The organism is Enterococcus sp. DIV1307a (assembly GCF_050537425.1).
Classification (GTDB): domain Bacteria; phylum Bacillota; class Bacilli; order Lactobacillales; family Enterococcaceae; genus Enterococcus; species Enterococcus faecalis.
The window spans coordinates 1725793-1741267 of the sequence record NZ_CP172914.1; the positions used below are offsets into that span (position 1 = coordinate 1725793).

Sequence of the window (15475 nt, forward strand, 5' to 3'; positions counted from 1 at the left end):
TTAAAAATAGAACCAAAATAGGCTTATTTTGTTACGCCTATTTTACCACAAAGAAAAGGACGTGAAAATATGGCGAAACTAAATTGGTCCAAAAAATACAAATATGTTTTTTCTTACTCAAATAAAAAAGGAACTTTTTGGGGATATCGCTATCCTTATTACAACTCTCTAAAACACCGAAAAGAAGCTAGCAAACGTGGATTTGAAAGTGAAAGAGCGGCGAATAAAGCATTGCTAAAAATCCAATATGATTTAGAAACACAAAATACTTCCTTCGTCGAAAATAAACAACTCACCATAGATGAATGGATCAAAGTCTGGATACCTTACGCCCAAGACAATTGGAGTGTTTCAACAAAACAAAACATTGAATCCGCTGTTAAATTTCACATATCACCATTGATTGGAAATCAAAAGCTATCTTCTTTAAATAAGATTACTTATAAACGAGAATTTATTGACAAATTAAGACAAGAAAACAAATATACAGAATCAACTATTCAAACGTGGCATAAAATTGTAATGAGGATGATTAACGCTGCGGTACACAATCAAATCATCCCTAGCAACACGCTAACAGGCTTTAAATTTGATTTAAGTAATAATGTTCGTTCGTTCTCTAAAAAGGAATTACAGCGATTTGTGGCGGTTTTAGAAAACGAAGATATTCAAACGCAAGTTATATTTTTAACTCTGCTAAAATCTGGAATGAGGAAAGGCGAACTGATGGGGCTGCGTTGGAGTGATATTGATTTAACCGAAAAATATTTCGATATCAATTCTACACGTGGTGATTACGGTGAAAATAAACCTAAAACAAAAACCAGCATACGTAAAGTTTATTTTGACAACTCGTTACTCACTTTAATAAAAAAATACAAAAATCATGAGAAAGAACGGCTTTTCAGAGAAGGGATAATTTTAAGCGATAAGGACTATTTTATTTTAAGTTCTCGAAATTTACCTATCAAACAATCAAGAATTACGTATATGTTTCGCCTGTTATGTGAAAAAGCAGAAGTTCAAAACATAACCGTACACGGCCTAAGACATACCCATGCAACGTTTTTAATTGAAGCAGGAGCAAACATTAAGTACGTTTCAACTCGGTTAGGACACAAGAATATTAATATAACTTTGGATGTTTATAGCGATGTGCTAAAAGAAGAAGAAAAAGAAACAGCTGATATGATGGATAAACTTATTGAGAACTTGTGATTTGTGGTAAACCTGTGGTAAAAACATTAAAAACCATTGATATATAAGCGCTTTACCACTCCCCATCTGAAATTGTAAAATAAGTTGCTGTTTCTTTTCAGTCCAAGTAAAAATATATTTCACTAAACGGCCATTGTTCCCTGACGAATGAAGAAAACTGAGTTTGCTTGGGCCACTCACTGTCATTTTTTCAGGTACAGCTAGCGAAGTCCTTTGAGCTGATTGGTTCAATTTATCAGGAAATGAAAAGCTTTGTTGTTCTTCAAAAAACCAAACTTCTTGTGTTTCCTCTAAAACAATTGCTTGCTGTTGCGCAAAACGAAGTTGTTTTTCTACCGTAGCAAGAAACTGTTCAATTTTTAATGTTTCTTGCCAGCGGTGAATAGCGATTGTTGGGAGCATAGTCATAAAGCAAACAATCGTTAAACTAGCAAGTGTTTCCATTAATGTGAATCCTGCTGACTTGTTCATTGCTTTTCTGCTGTATATTTATCTAACTGCTCTTTAGTAATGTAGCCTTCGTTGACTAATTCATTTAAGGAAGGCGTCTTATTTTTTTCTAGTGTGTATAGCTCGATTTGTGATTCTACAATTTTTACGATTGCTTCATTGCCTTTTTTGTCAACTGTTTCTTTATGTTTCGCTAAGTTAGGGACAAAAAGTAAAATCAATACGGAAATAATCAATAAGACAATCAACATTTCTAATAATGTAAACCCTGCGTATTTTTGTTTCTTTTTCATTATAAAACTCCTTCCATATTGCCATAAATAGGCAGCAACATTGCCCCATAGACACCGATAATTAAACAAGCAATTATGATAAAAATAAATGGTTGAACAAGGGTAATGACTCGTTCAATTTTTTTGAAAAAACCTTGGAAACAGACATTACTATAAACCATCAACTCCTTGCCTAATTTTCCTTTTACTTCCCCTTGTTGAATCATTAAACCCAATGCTTTCGTAAAAAAAGGATAAGCAGCTAATTGTCTATGTAAGGTTTCACCAACTAGCAGTCCTTCACTAATTGCTCCAGCTAATTCTTTCATTAAGGGGTAATTGGTTGTATGGCGCATCAAATCGATGACCTCTTTCATTTCTAATCCTTGTGCAAGCAACTTCCCCCATTCTAGTGCAAAAAAAGCACTGACGTATTCCCGATAGAGGCCACGGATAATTGGTAGTTTCAGATATACGAAGGCCCGCTGAATAGCAGACTGATGCTTCAAATAACGGTTTAAAATGAAGAAACTAAATGAGAGGACAAAAACTAAGGTAACCAGAATGTATGGACTGTAAACAATCAGAAGAATCCCAATATTTTTAGAATAACTATTGGCATCATTTTCCATTAATTGGGGCAATAAAAATTGCCGAATACCAACAATGACGAGAATCAAAAAAACAATCAGGAGCAGCGGATAACTAATTATTTTATAGAACTGTTGCCGATATTTTTCCGTTTGAAAAAAATGTTCGGAAATCGCTTGTAGTGTCCCTACCAAATCCCCGTGTGCAGTAGCAAACGACAATTGTGCCGAGACCATTGTTGAAAATCCTAATTCTTCGACTAAAGCTTGTAAGGCAACGCCTGAGGAAAAGCCTTCAACTAAAAAAGTTATACTGTGCTGAGGTAAGGCGTTTGATTTTTTCATGAAGGAAAAACTTTCTTGTATATTAAAACCATTTGCAAGTAAATCCGCTAATAGTTTCAGAAAAAGCTGCTGTTGTTTTTTCGTTAATTTATTCGATGGCTTGAAAATACGTTTTTTCTGTAATAAACCCATACGCCCACGCCTTTCTTAGATTCTTTTGCCAACTACTCTTTATAACGGCTTCCTTAAAGAAGAAATAATCATAAAGAATTCCTGCTACTTGTTCCTTATTAATCGTGGTTGTCAAAATCTGTTGATAAATGATACCTTGCAAGCATTCGGCCAATTCATGCTCTGGGCCACCTAATTCTATCAAACGCCGTTGCACCCCCAATAAGTTACGGGCGTGAATTGTCGCAAAAATAGTATGACCCGTTAAGGCGGCTCGAATAACTGCTTGAGCCGTCTCGCCATCACGAATTTCACCAATAATCAAAATATCAGGATGATGGCGCAAGCAAACTTTGATTAGGGCTTCATAAGTTAACTGAATTTTTTCATTTGTTTGCAACTGTAAAAACTGCTTTTCCTCAATTTCAACAGGATCCTCAATTGCTATCACTTGTTGTTCGCCACTTCTTTGTTTAGCCACACGATACATGGTTGTTGTTTTCCCGGAACCAACTGGCCCACTGAATAAATAAAGTCCTCGTTTCTGACAAGATGCTTCAATTTCATTTAGCTGGTGGGGAAAGAAAAAATGTTCAGCTTGTTCACCAAATCGGTGCAAAAAACGAATTACCAAGCTCTCTCGATTCTGAAAATCTCCCACAGATGATAAACGCAAGCGTTGCTTCGTCTCGCCAATTAGATAAGTTGTCGCACCTAATTGTGCTTTTCGTCTTTCCCCGACATCCATGCCGCCTATAAATTTAAAGTGGAAAATTAACTTTTCGCCTATTTCTGCGGAAACTTGTGTGTAAGGTGTCCGTTGCATCCCTGTCCGAAAAGAGATAGCTATTTCGGTATCATTGGGTAAAAAATAAACGTCTTGCGCCCCATGAAGGACGCCCCATTCAATTAATTGATGGGCTAATTTTTTTACATTTTTAGTCATTCATTTCCTCCTCTCACTAATAAACTACGCATTTATTTTATGATTTCAGCAAAAAAAAAGAACCTTCACCAATAAGATGAAGGTTCTTTTTTTGAAGTTTGCGCTGTCCATCTATCTTCCCCAAAATAGTGGAACTCCTAGACACTTAGTATTATACTAAAAAAATCTTGCGTTTAGTTTTCAAAAATTTCTCTGAATCACAAAATTTTTGAGAAAAACTATGATAATCCGATTGGATCGTTTACGTTTTTGGCTTCATTTTTTGTTTATTAACTAAATAAATTGGAATTCCTAGAAGCGTAATCCCTATACCAATCAATGCAAGAATAGGCTGTGTAATACTTGTTGTAACCAAGATGAAGATACCACCTAGACTTGCGATAATTGGAATAATTGGATAGCCAGGAACTTTATACGGTCGTTTTAATTCAGGTTCTCGTTTTCTTAAAATAAAAACGGCTAAGAAAATTAATAGATTAAACAGCCACATAACAAAAACTAACATATCCGTCAATAAATCGAAGGTCCCGAAAAACATCATAATAATGGCCACGGCTAACTGAAAAATTCCAGCAACGTAAGGAACAACAAAACGTTTAGACAACTTTTGAAACTGACGACTAAAAGGCATCAGATTATCTAAGGCTAAGGCATAAGGAATCCGAATCCCTGTCATTGTGTAGCCGTTTAACGCACCATATACAGAGATTAAAATCCCAATAGTTACGATTTTGCCGCCAATTGGTCCAAAAATAGCCACAGAAGCATCCGAAGCTGCATTCAAATTCCCAGCGATTTGCTCAATTGGTAATGTTTTTAGAAATACAAAATTAATTAAAGCATAAATTAAAGTAATCAATAACAAACCAAAAATAATGGCTTTAGGCAAGTCTCTTTCTGGTCGCTTCATTTCACCAGCCACGTTACCCACACCTAGCCAGCCATCATAAGCAAACATGGTGGCGACTAAGGCGCCACTAAAAGCAACTAAAAAGCCAGTATTCGCTGTTGTTTCAACAGGAAAAAGTGAAACAGCTACCTGTCCTGGAGTAAATAATCCTACTAAAGAAATCAAGGCAATTGGAATCAGTTTTACTACCAATGTCGTTGATTGGACCAAAGAAGCAATTTTTGTTCCTAATAAATTAATTATCGTGATACTGGTTCCCGCAAGAATGGCAATTGGAATCAATAAATTTGCCGATAAATGAAACAAATTGATTAGTTGTGTACTAAAAATAATGGATAACGCCGAAATGTTGGCAGGATAATAAATGATACTTTGTGCCCACCCTAAAAGAAAACCAGCTAATTTACCATATGTATATTCAATATACTTCACTGCGCCACCTGTTTCAGGGATTGCTGTAGCAAGTTCGGCGCTGGTTAATCCTGCACAAATGGTTAAGGCACCACCTAACACCCAAGCAAAAATAGCTAAACTAGCTGACTGTGCGTGTCCAACGACACTCGCAGCTTTAAAGAAAACACCAGCGCCAATCACCGTACCCATTACCGTGGATAACGCACCAAACGTTGTTATCTCTCTTTTTAATTGCTTTTTCTCCATAGACTCCCTCATTTCATTTAAACTAAACAAGCGTAACAAAATTTCCACTTTTTTGAAAAGATAACGAAAATAATAGCTGTTTTCATGAAAAATTCTGTAACGATCTCTTTTCAGTATAGCTATTTCTTTTAGAATTTCAAGTTTGAAAACCACAAAAAGAAAATTTGTCATAAAAGTTTTAGAGCATTCATCTTTTGTTTATAAACAAGAATTGAAAAACCGACGATTTTTTATTAAATAAACGAAAAATCGAATCAAAAAGAAACCTTTCTGATCCGATTTTAACTACGTTATTGGTTTTTGACTTTTTCTTTTTTCATTTGTTTACTGCGTAATTGTCCGCAAGCCGCATCAATATCTGTTCCGTGTTCTTTACGAATAACACAATTGATGCCATTCTTTTTGAGTACATCATAAAATTTTAAAACCGCTTCTTTAGAGCTTCGGCTATATTGATCGTGTTCACTCACTGGGTTATACGGAATCAGATTAACATAAGAAAGTTTTTTCTTATTCCGTAGTAAATCTGCTAATTGTTGAGCATGTTCTGGTCGGTCGTTCACTTGACTCAACATAATATATTCAAATGTAACACGTCGATTGGTTTTTTCAATGTATTCATCAATTGCTGCCATTAATTTTTCAATTGGAAAACTACGATTAATCCGCATAATTGATGTACGAACTTCGTTGTTAGGAGCATGTAATGAGATTGCTAAGTTTACTTGTAGTCCACTGTCTGCAAATTCACGAATTTTTGGCACTAAACCACTTGTTGAAACTGTAATATGGCGGGCACCAATAGCCAAGCCTTTATCATCATTAATCGTTCGTAAAAAGTTCATGACATTGGCATAATTATCAAATGGTTCACCAATTCCCATCACAACGACATGGCTAACACGTTCATCCAACCCACGTTCATCGAAATAATGTTGCACCCACATAATTTGGGCAACAATCTCGCCAGCAGTTAAATCTCTTTGTTTTTTTAATAGCCCACTAGCACAAAATGTACACCCAATATTGCAGCCAACTTGAGTGGTCACACAAACAGATAATCCATATTCTTGACGCATCAAGACTGTTTCAATCATATTTTTATCTGGTAATTCAAATAAATATTTCACGGTACCATCTTGCGCTTCTTGCACAATGACTTGTTTTAATGGATTTAATGAAAAATTTTCTTCTAATAAAGTCATCAACGATTTAGAAATGTTCGACATTTCACTAAATGAAGCAACACGTTTTGTATACAACCATTCCCACACTTGTGTTGCGCGAAATTTCTTCTCGCCATGGGCTAAAAACCAGTCCACAAGCTGTTCTCTCGTCAGTCCATAAATGGATTCTTTCTGCATTTCTTTTCCTCATTTCTGCTATTACATTCGCTTCATAACTATAACGTATTCTCACTTTGAATGCAATATCACGAAGAGCCTCAAAAAAAAATCGTTAAGCGTGCATACTTAACGATTTTTTATAATTAATCTTTCACTAAGTGATAAACTTTTTTGAAGTAGAACGTTCTGGCAATTAAATAGTAAACGACCTGAATCAATAAGAAAACGCCTAAAACTTGCCAGCCAGCTAATTGCATTGGCTGATCTAACACGGCATACATTGCTTTCAAAGCAACAGCTCCATGAATAAATGAAACAACAATCGGTGTAAAGAATAAAATACCTACTTGTTGGTAAATCATTTTCTTCAATTCTCTTTTCGTCAAGCCAAGTTTGTAAATCATCTTGAATTTTTCAACGTCCGTATTCATATCACTATATAAACGGAAGTATAAGAAACTACCCGCCGAAACAAAGAACACGATACCGATAAATAGTCCGACAAAAAGAACTGGCGTATAAAATTGCGTAATGCCTGCAACTGTAGCCGCGGTTCCTAGTAACATTGGGTATTTTTCACCAATAATATTTTCAGCATCAATTAAGGTTTCTTTATCTGTGCCTTCTTTTGGTTGCCAAATTGTTTCTGTTTCCTCTTTGATTCCATCTGTTGAGGTACTATCTGGGATAACAACCACACCGCCAAAAGTCGGTAATACATTGGTTTCTTCTGTTTTATCAATGTTTAAAACTTGATCATTTGCCAATTGAACAGATTTGACATCTACTGATGCAGCAGAAGGAGCATCTTTTTGTGATAAATTAACTACTTTCTCACCTGTTAAAGTTGGTTCATCTATAAATTTTGCGAGTTTATTATATTCAGATGTTTTGATTAATTGGATACCGGCACTTGTTTTGTACATTGTGTAATCAATCTGATCAAACTGAATATTTTTTTCTTGGAATGTTTTTGTCGCAAATTGTTTCATTTCTTGATTTTCTGGGTTGGTCGAATCAGACAATGTCAGTTCGTACGGTACAGAACTTATTCCTTTAAAAATCATCTCATTCACGCCGTATAACGTTCCAATGGCAGCAAAAGCAACCGTTGATATCACCGAAACCAAGAAGAACGAACGTGCATTATCTTTCATGCGGAATGCTAAATCTGATAAAACGACCATATTGGTTTTTTTCCAAAAGATTTTTGGTTTCCGTTTTAAACGTTCAATGACAGAAACACTCAATTGGTCAAATAAGAATTTTGTCCCTAAAATAACTAAGAAAATTACTGGGAACATCACCATTAAAACTAACTGTCCCTTAGCAACTAAAGCAATTCCGTAACCGACAACTAAAAGCAACACGGCTAAGAAAGATTTAACTTTAGAGCTTTTGATTTCACCTTTACCCATTTCTCCTGCTTTTAATAGCTCTTGAAGTGTCGCTTTTGGCAAGCGGAATTGAATAAAGAAAGAAATTACTAAGAACAAGACCGCAAATGAAATGACAGTAATGATAAACGGCATCACTGGCAAATAAAAACCTAAACCTAGATGCATCAATAAATTGCTAATCCATAAAATAAATTGTGAAAATCCAACACCTAAAATGCTACCAAAAATTGTAGCAAAGAAACCAATCACTAAGTTTTCAATAAAAATCATTTTCTTTAACTGTTTTGGACTCATCCCTTGAATCATCAAGGTTCCAAACTCTTTTTTCCGAGATTGGATAAAGACATCCATCGAGTATAAAACGAATAAGAAAGAGAAACCATAGATTATAATTGCCGCAGCCGTCATTCCCATTTGTGCTTTAGGATTTAAACCATTAGCTAAGGCTGGGTGAAAGACAAAACCAGTGAACGTAAAAAAGATCATCACAGAAAACATTGTACTTAGGAAATAAGCCAAGTATAAATGCTTATTTCGAATCGTATTTCTTATAACAAACTGATTAAAATTCATTATCGACACCTTCAATCTCAGCCAGTTTCACCATGATTAAATCGTAGAACTCTTTTTGATTGCCATTTTGGACAATTTCATCAATTAATTCACCATCTTTAATAAAGACGATGCGCTTGCAATAACTTGCGGCTAGCGGATCATGGGTTACCATTAAAATAGTCGCCGCTTCTTCTTCGTTTAATTGTTGTAACAAGCCCATCACATCCTTAGATGATTTCGTATCTAAGTTTCCTGTTGGTTCATCAGCCAATAATAATTGTGGATGATGAATCATTGCCCGAGCAACGGCGACCCGTTGTGCTTGTCCACCAGAAATTTCTGCAATTCGTTTTTTCAACAGATGATTGATACCTAAACGCTCACTTAATTCTGCTAATTGTCGTTTCATTACAGAGACTTTTTCTCCATCAAGCGTCAATGGCAAAATAATATTTTCTTCAACAGTTAATGTTGGCATTAAATTAAAGCTTTGAAAAACAAATCCTAATTCTGTACGACGGAATTTAGCAATTTGTTCTTGATTCAAATTGTTTGGATTTTTTCCATTTAAAAGTATTTCACCGTCTGTTGGACTATCGATTGTTGCCAATAAATTTAAAAGTGTACTTTTCCCACTTCCAGAAGGTCCCATAATACCAATAAATTCACCATCTTGGACAGTTAAATTAATCCCTTTTAAAGCTTCATATTTAATTTCGTTTCCGTAAACTTTTTTCAAATTTTGTACTTCTAACATATTTTCCACTCCTATTCTTCTCACTCATTTAGTGTATCGAAAACGAAAAAAAACGACAATAGAAAAGAATAACAATGAACTTACATTACTGTAAGTGCACTGTTATTCTTTTAAAAGTTATGCTTCATATTCAATCACATAAGGATGAATCTTCGTATTATAAATAGCTTCTGAATATTCTACGCAACGACCTGTTGGGCTTAACGAACGCCGAATTCTTTTTAAGCCCGTTGTTTCAGTTGTTTGCAACATCTTTTGCTCTGCTTCTGTCAAAGTTGCAACTTCAAAACGGTCTTCAAATTTATAAATTTCAATGGCATGTCGATCCATCAAACGATACAAGGATTCTTCTTTGTATTCAGTCAATGATACGTCTTTCATGGCAGCTGGCAAATAGTAATTAAAATAAATATAGGGTTGTTCATCGATTAAATATAACCGTGAAAGGTGAACCACTTCTTCTCCTAAAAATTGATAAGCCGGCATCTCTTTTGACAACGTCAAGTTTTCAACTTGTAAAACTTTTTTAGTTACTTTCTGACCTGATTCATTCAAAAATTCAGTGAATGTCCCTGCTTTTGATAGTTTATTATAGGGACGATTGCTTAACACAGTTGTGCCCCGGCCACTTTTTTTCTCAACAAATTCTTCTGTTGCTAACATTTCGATTGCCCGCCGAATCGTAATTTTACTAACGTTAAACATCTCTTCCAATTCTGTTTCTGTTGGTAAAAACGTTCCTACTGGATACTTGCCACTCAAAATATCTTCTTTAATCTGATCTGCTACTTCTAAATAAAGCACGCTCTTTCTTCTCATGATACGCTCCCTCCCAACCGCACTATTCTTTTCTATTTTACCAGAAAATGATGATTATAACATGATGCTTTGCTGAAATTATAAAAAAAGAACAAAAATAGATAAATTTATCTATTTTTGTTCTTTTGTTTATTGTTCTGGCGTCTCGGTTGCTGCCTCTTCTGATTCCGCTTGTAGAAAGACTTTTCTTGGTTTGCTACCTTCTGATGGTCCAATAACTCCGTGTGCTTCCAATTCATCTACTAAGCGAGCCGCACGATTATAGCCAATTCTAAAACGTCTTTGTAGCAATGAAATACTAGCTGTTTGCATTTCAACCACCAAGTTTTTCGCTTCTTCAAACAACTCATCTTGAGGAGCTTCGCCACCGCCTGAAGTGGTCGGTTCATCTGTTGGCATCATGCTTTCTTGATATTCAGCTTCTTGTTGATCCGTTACAAACGCAACCACTCGTTCGACTTCTTGATCAGAGATAAAGGCCCCTTGGATACGAATTGGTTTATTTTCTCCCATTGGTAAGAAGAGCATATCGCCTCGACCTAATAGTTTCTCCGCCCCGTTGGTATCAATAATGGTACGCGAGTCTGTCCCACTTGAGACCGCAAAAGCCATTCGAGAAGGGACATTTGCTTTGATGATTCCTGTAATGACATCCACACTTGGCCGTTGTGTCGCTAAAATCATATGAATACCTGCTGCCCGTGCCATTTGGGCTAAACGGATAATCGCATCTTCTACTTCGTTACTTGCCACCATCATTAAATCAGCTAACTCATCAACAATGACAACAATAAATGGTAGAATTGGACGATTTTCGCCATCTTCCGCATTTTTCTGTTGAATTAGTTGATTGTAACCAGTGATATTTCGGACGCCTGTTGCTGCAAATTTTTCATAACGAAATTCCATTTCTTGAACTACTTTTTGCAGGGCTTGTGCTGCTTTTCTCGGATTAGTAACCACTGGCGTTAATAAATGAGGAATCCCGTTATACACATTCAATTCTACCATTTTCGGGTCAATCATCATTAATTTTACTTCATGAGGTTTCGCTTGCATCAAAATACCTGTGATGATGCCATTGATAGCAACCGATTTCCCACTCCCTGTCGATCCCGCAATTAATAAATGCGGCATTTTTGATAGATCTGCAGTTTGAACCATCCCTGAAATATCTCGACCTAAAGGTACTTCTAATAGTTTATCTGGATGACTTGGTTGTGCCTCAACAATATCTCTAAAGGATACTGTACTAATTGCACTATTAGGAACTTCAATCCCGATTAGTGATTTCCCAGGAATCGGAGCCTCCATACGAACGTCTTTGGCCGCAAGCGCTAAAGCAATGTCATCCGTCAAGTTAACAATTTTGCTAACTTTTACCCCAACAGCGGGTTGAACTTCAAATTTTGTGACAGATGGTCCTAAACTAGCTTTGACTACTTTAGCATCAACACCAAAACTCTTGAAGGTTTGTTCTAAGACGCCAATATTTTTTTCGATTTTTTCATATTCACCACTTTGATCCGTTGCTTGAATTGTATCTAACAAATCAGTTGGTGGTAGTTGATAATCACGATCTTCCGCTTCTTCAGAAATTTCAAATTCGAGAACACCAGCTTCATCTGCCGCCTCTTCTTCCTGCTCTCGTTGCGGTTTTGTTGCTGCAATTGGTGGTACAGGCATCGCCTGATTTTGCTGTTGAAACGAATCAATTTGAACAGGCGTTGGTGCGGCCGGTTCTTCCACCATTGGTTGGTGGGTTTCAACAGGTGTTTTTGTTAAGCGCTCGGCTGCCGCTTGTTCCATGCGTTCCCGCTCTTGTAATTTTTGTTGGGCAGCGGCTTCAATTTTTGCTTGGCGTTCTGCAGCTTTGGCTTCTTTCTTCGCTGCTCGCTTCGCCTCTTTTTCTTCTTGTCGCGCCTGTGATTTTGCCGAAACATGACTTAGGCGATCTTGAATACTTTGGAAATGATCAACAATTTGCTGAAAATCCCACATACTCATCAAGAAAATACCCGCTAACAGTAGCAAGGTGGCAATTAAATAGCTACCAAATTGTGCCACCAAAAAGTACGTTCCTTGATAAAGCAGTGCGCCAATCATACCGCCCCCTACGTTTTGCGTCACTTGGTTAGCTTTTAGATCGCTTTGCAAAAATTCCCAAGTGTTACCTAAAATATCTGGTTGACTGCCACTAACATTTCGAAACATAAAGGCATGGAAAAATAACAAAACACTAATATAAATCAGAACAGCCCCAAAAATAGGGCGCCCTCTTTTTAACGGAAAATCTTTCCCATAAATCATGACTAATAAGCCATACAGGATTAGTAAAATCGCTGCAAATGGAAAGGTATTACCTACAACTAAGCGTAAACAATTCGCTAATAACGTGCCTAAAAACCCTAAGCGAAAGAGTCCAAAGACACCGAATAAAATAAAAATCAGGCCAAGAAACATATAATTTAAACGTTCTTGTTGTTGCTGTTGTTTTTTGGTCTTTTTCTTTGTCGTACTTTTTTTCTTATTTGTTGCTCTTTTTTGTGCCATTTAACTTCCCTCTTTCCATCACTTCTCATTATACATAAAAATGGAATCGAACAAAAGTGCCCACCTCATTTTACTTGAAAAATCATGGAAATTTTTTAAAAACTTTCATTTAAGAAAAATGAGCGTGGGACAAAAATCACTTTGGATTTTTGCTCCACGCTCAAAAACTGATAAACGGCGGGAACAGAACCAACTCCTTCGGAAATAAGCCGAAATTCTCCAAAAATCAAAGAGCAATTTTCGGAAATTTCTTCTTATTTCTCGGAGCTAAACGGTTCTGTCCCGACCTCATTATTTCTTATTTTGCTGATTCTTAATGGTATAAGTCGAAACGACCTTTAGCCATCATTTCTTTGGTACCACCTGTTTCAAAGAGCGCTTTGTTCATAATAATTTTTTTCATGAATGAAGCTGGGTATCCTTTAATGTCTGTTTTACCAACAATTCCTAAAGCACGTGTATTTCCGACAGAACAAACAGAACCTTGTGATTTAAAGCTGAAAGGTTTAGTTGCTTCCCCTTTCAATTGTGCTTGAATATTTTTAGCAGCATGCGCCCCCATTTTCAAGGCGATTTGTGCTGTCGTTGGGTAAGGTCGATTAGTTTCTGTATCCATAACTGCTGAGCAGTCACCAATAATATAGACGTTGCTATGGTTCGCATCTGTTAAATCTGGTTGAACCATGACACGACCACGACGAGCTTCAAATCCAGAATCGCCTACAACGTGGCTTCCACTAACACCCGTTGTCCAAATAATTGTTTTAGCAGAAAGTTCTGCCAAGTCGCCTGCTTCGTTATCTTGATAAACAACTGCGCCTGGTTTGATTTCTTTAATCGGTTTACCTAATAATAAATGAATAGCTGAATCTTTTAATAATTGCACACCATAGTTCGCAAGTTTTTCGTTAAACATCGGCAATAGGCGAGTAACTGCTTCGACACAATAAATTTGGATTTGATCTGCTGAGACACCTGCGATTTCAGCAAATTTTGGTTTGTTTTCAACAAGAGAACCTAATAATTCAATCCCTGTAAAGCCTGCTCCGCAGACAACAATTTTTAAGAATTCTTCGTTTTGAGTTGCTTTGTATTGACGCATTTGTTCTTGGATATGTTCATACACGTTTAAAGCCGTTTTCACATCTACCATTTGTAGAGCATGTTCTTGCACACCAGGGATACCAAATGATTCTGATTCAAACCCAAGAGAAACAACTAAGTAATCATAATTGATTGTTTGGCCATCTTCTAAAGCAACTGTTTGTGTTGCAGCATCAATTGTTTTAACTGTTCCTTGGATAAAGGTGGTCATTTTTTCATCGACAACATCCATAATATTGTATGTGATTTTTTCAGCTGGTTGTGTTCCAGCAGCAACTTCATGCAAATCCGTTGCTTCGTAGTGATAGTTGTTACGATCCACTAAAGTAATTTCGACGTCTTTGGCGCCTTTTTGTAATTCGCGTAATGTTTTTAGGCCTGCATAACCAGCACCTAAAATAACAACATGTTTCTTATTCATTTTGATTCCCTTCCACTCTATAAAAAATTTACAGCCACCACAAACCTATGGCAAAAAATAGCACTTGTGCAGTTGCTCCCACAGCTAAGATCTTCACAGCACAAACAAATGTTTTACTCTTCACTTGTTCCTTCAGTAAGGCTTGGGTTTGTTTCCGTACAAAAGGTAAAGTTAAAAGCATGAGTAACATTGTTGGCGGGGTTAATCCTAAACCGACAGCTAACAAAATGGCTAACATTGCTATTGTATTTAATCCGACGAATAATTTCAAAGAACTTGCTTTGCCAAGGTAATGAACTAATGTATATCTCTTGTTATTTTCATCTTCCTCTAAGTCACAGATATTATTTGCTAACATTAAGTTAGCAATGTAACAAGTATTAGGTAAAGCGACTAAGAAAATCCCCCATAAATTAGCTGCTGACCAATTGAAAACTTCAAACGTATTAATGTAGACACAAATAAGGGTAATCATGAACCCCATTGTAAATCCTGAGAAAACTTCCCCTAATGGTAGACTGGACAAAGGTTTCGGTCCTGATGAATAAAAAATACCAATTAAGTAACAATAAAGACCCATAATTAATAACGGCCAGCCGACAATAAATGACAACCCAATCCCCATTAAAGCAGAAACGAGAATCATCCAAAAAATCATTTTGCGTATTAATGGCAAAGATAAATTTTCTCGACCGATAATATTCGTTTTTTCCTTATAATCATGAACTTCTGTGGCATGATGGTAATCATTATAATTATCTAAAATATCGACCGCCATATTAAAAATAAACATCGCAATGAAAAAAATTAAAACATAACCAACATGAAGCCGCCCATATTGGTACCAACTAAAACAAATTCCTAACAAAAATGGCAAAACACTCGCTGTTTTTGCTTTTAATTCTACTAATTCAAAAAATATTTCTCGATTCAAACTATCCCTCCGCTACTTTTTTACAAACTTTGTTACTTTTAAAACTTAATTACTGTATTTCTGTCGCCAATTCGTATACAATCA

The 15475-nt window shown here is 36.2% G+C and carries 12 protein-coding genes and 1 pseudogene; 1 reads left to right on the top strand and 12 read right to left on the bottom strand.

Annotated features, from left to right (window positions below):
- Positions 1-69 precede the first annotated feature (69 nt).
- A complete protein-coding gene (locus tag IGL90_RS08485; protein WP_002387264.1) occupies positions 70-1218 on the top strand; it encodes a tyrosine-type recombinase/integrase in 1149 nt (382 codons plus the stop codon).
- A gap of 36 nt (positions 1219-1254) precedes the next feature.
- Here the strand turns inward: IGL90_RS08485 and comGD are convergent.
- From comGD to IGL90_RS08545, 12 genes and pseudogenes are all read right to left on the bottom strand, one after another.
- Positions 1255-1689 (bottom strand): annotated as a pseudogene (gene comGD / locus IGL90_RS08490) (competence type IV pilus minor pilin ComGD); the annotation flags it as partial.
- Positions 1686-1961, bottom strand: a complete 276-nt coding sequence (gene comGC / locus IGL90_RS08495; RefSeq protein WP_002356991.1) for a competence type IV pilus major pilin ComGC — start codon at positions 1959-1961, stop codon at positions 1686-1688. The pseudogene comGD and the gene comGC, both read right to left, overlap by 4 nt.
- Positions 1961-3007: a competence type IV pilus assembly protein ComGB gene (comGB, locus tag IGL90_RS08500; protein ID WP_016626570.1), complete on the bottom strand. Its 1047-nt coding sequence runs from the start codon at positions 3005-3007 to the stop codon at positions 1961-1963. Before comGB ends, comGC begins: the two co-directional genes overlap by 1 nt.
- Positions 2964-3932 (bottom strand): competence type IV pilus ATPase ComGA, encoded by a 969-nt coding sequence (gene comGA, locus IGL90_RS08505; protein ID WP_048737469.1) that lies wholly within the window; start codon positions 3930-3932, stop codon positions 2964-2966. The genes comGB and comGA overlap by 44 nt, the downstream gene beginning before the upstream one ends.
- A gap of 241 nt (positions 3933-4173) precedes the next feature.
- Positions 4174-5502 carry an APC family permease gene (locus tag IGL90_RS08510; RefSeq protein ID WP_048737470.1) on the bottom strand — a complete coding sequence of 443 codons (1329 nt, stop codon included), beginning with the start codon at positions 5500-5502 and terminating at the stop codon, positions 4174-4176.
- A gap of 290 nt (positions 5503-5792) precedes the next feature.
- Positions 5793-6866: a 23S rRNA (adenine(2503)-C(2))-methyltransferase RlmN gene (rlmN, locus tag IGL90_RS08515; protein ID WP_002356987.1), complete on the bottom strand. Its 1074-nt coding sequence runs from the start codon at positions 6864-6866 to the stop codon at positions 5793-5795.
- 125 nt (positions 6867-6991) lie between these two features.
- Entirely contained in the window at positions 6992-8821 is a 1830-nt protein-coding gene (locus IGL90_RS08520) for an ABC transporter permease (protein ID WP_002392355.1), read from the bottom strand.
- A complete protein-coding gene (locus tag IGL90_RS08525) occupies positions 8811-9560 on the bottom strand; it encodes an ABC transporter ATP-binding protein (protein ID WP_002381711.1) in 750 nt (249 codons plus the stop codon). The genes IGL90_RS08520 and IGL90_RS08525 overlap by 11 nt, the downstream gene beginning before the upstream one ends.
- Positions 9561-9677: 117 nt before the next feature.
- The gene (locus IGL90_RS08530) at positions 9678-10379 is read right to left on the bottom strand and encodes a GntR family transcriptional regulator (protein ID WP_002356983.1); all 702 of its coding nucleotides are present in this window, start codon (positions 10377-10379) and stop codon (positions 9678-9680) included.
- A 129-nt stretch (positions 10380-10508) separates the two neighbouring features.
- Positions 10509-12932: a DNA translocase FtsK gene (locus tag IGL90_RS08535; RefSeq protein ID WP_002364367.1), complete on the bottom strand. Its 2424-nt coding sequence runs from the start codon at positions 12930-12932 to the stop codon at positions 10509-10511.
- Between the two features lie 313 nt (positions 12933-13245).
- Positions 13246-14457 (bottom strand): NAD(P)/FAD-dependent oxidoreductase, encoded by a 1212-nt coding sequence (locus IGL90_RS08540; protein WP_002360017.1) that lies wholly within the window; start codon positions 14455-14457, stop codon positions 13246-13248.
- Between the two features lie 28 nt (positions 14458-14485).
- Positions 14486-15391, bottom strand: coding sequence for a prenyltransferase (locus IGL90_RS08545; RefSeq protein WP_002360016.1), 906 nt, complete (start codon positions 15389-15391; stop codon positions 14486-14488).
- Between the last annotated feature and the right edge of the window lie 84 nt (positions 15392-15475).

Bases quoted from the DNA above. Each gene is read 5' to 3' on its own strand.
- IGL90_RS08485 (WP_002387264.1), top strand. From the start codon at position 70: ATGGCGAAACTAAATTGGTCCAAAAAATACAAATATGTTTTTTCTTAC.
- comGC (WP_002356991.1), bottom strand. From the start codon at position 1,961: ATGAAAAAGAAACAAAAATACGCAGGGTTTACATTATTAGAAATGTTG.
- comGB (WP_016626570.1), bottom strand. From the start codon at position 3,007: ATGGGTTTATTACAGAAAAAACGTATTTTCAAGCCATCGAATAAATTA.
- comGA (WP_048737469.1), bottom strand. From the start codon at position 3,932: ATGACTAAAAATGTAAAAAAATTAGCCCATCAATTAATTGAATGGGGC.
- IGL90_RS08510 (WP_048737470.1), bottom strand. From the start codon at position 5,502: ATGGAGAAAAAGCAATTAAAAAGAGAGATAACAACGTTTGGTGCGTTA.
- rlmN (WP_002356987.1), bottom strand. From the start codon at position 6,866: ATGCAGAAAGAATCCATTTATGGACTGACGAGAGAACAGCTTGTGGAC.
- IGL90_RS08520 (WP_002392355.1), bottom strand. From the start codon at position 8,821: ATGAATTTTAATCAGTTTGTTATAAGAAATACGATTCGAAATAAGCAT.
- IGL90_RS08525 (WP_002381711.1), bottom strand. From the start codon at position 9,560: ATGTTAGAAGTACAAAATTTGAAAAAAGTTTACGGAAACGAAATTAAA.
- IGL90_RS08530 (WP_002356983.1), bottom strand. From the start codon at position 10,379: ATGAGAAGAAAGAGCGTGCTTTATTTAGAAGTAGCAGATCAGATTAAA.
- IGL90_RS08535 (WP_002364367.1), bottom strand. From the start codon at position 12,932: ATGGCACAAAAAAGAGCAACAAATAAGAAAAAAAGTACGACAAAGAAA.
- IGL90_RS08540 (WP_002360017.1), bottom strand. From the start codon at position 14,457: ATGAATAAGAAACATGTTGTTATTTTAGGTGCTGGTTATGCAGGCCTA.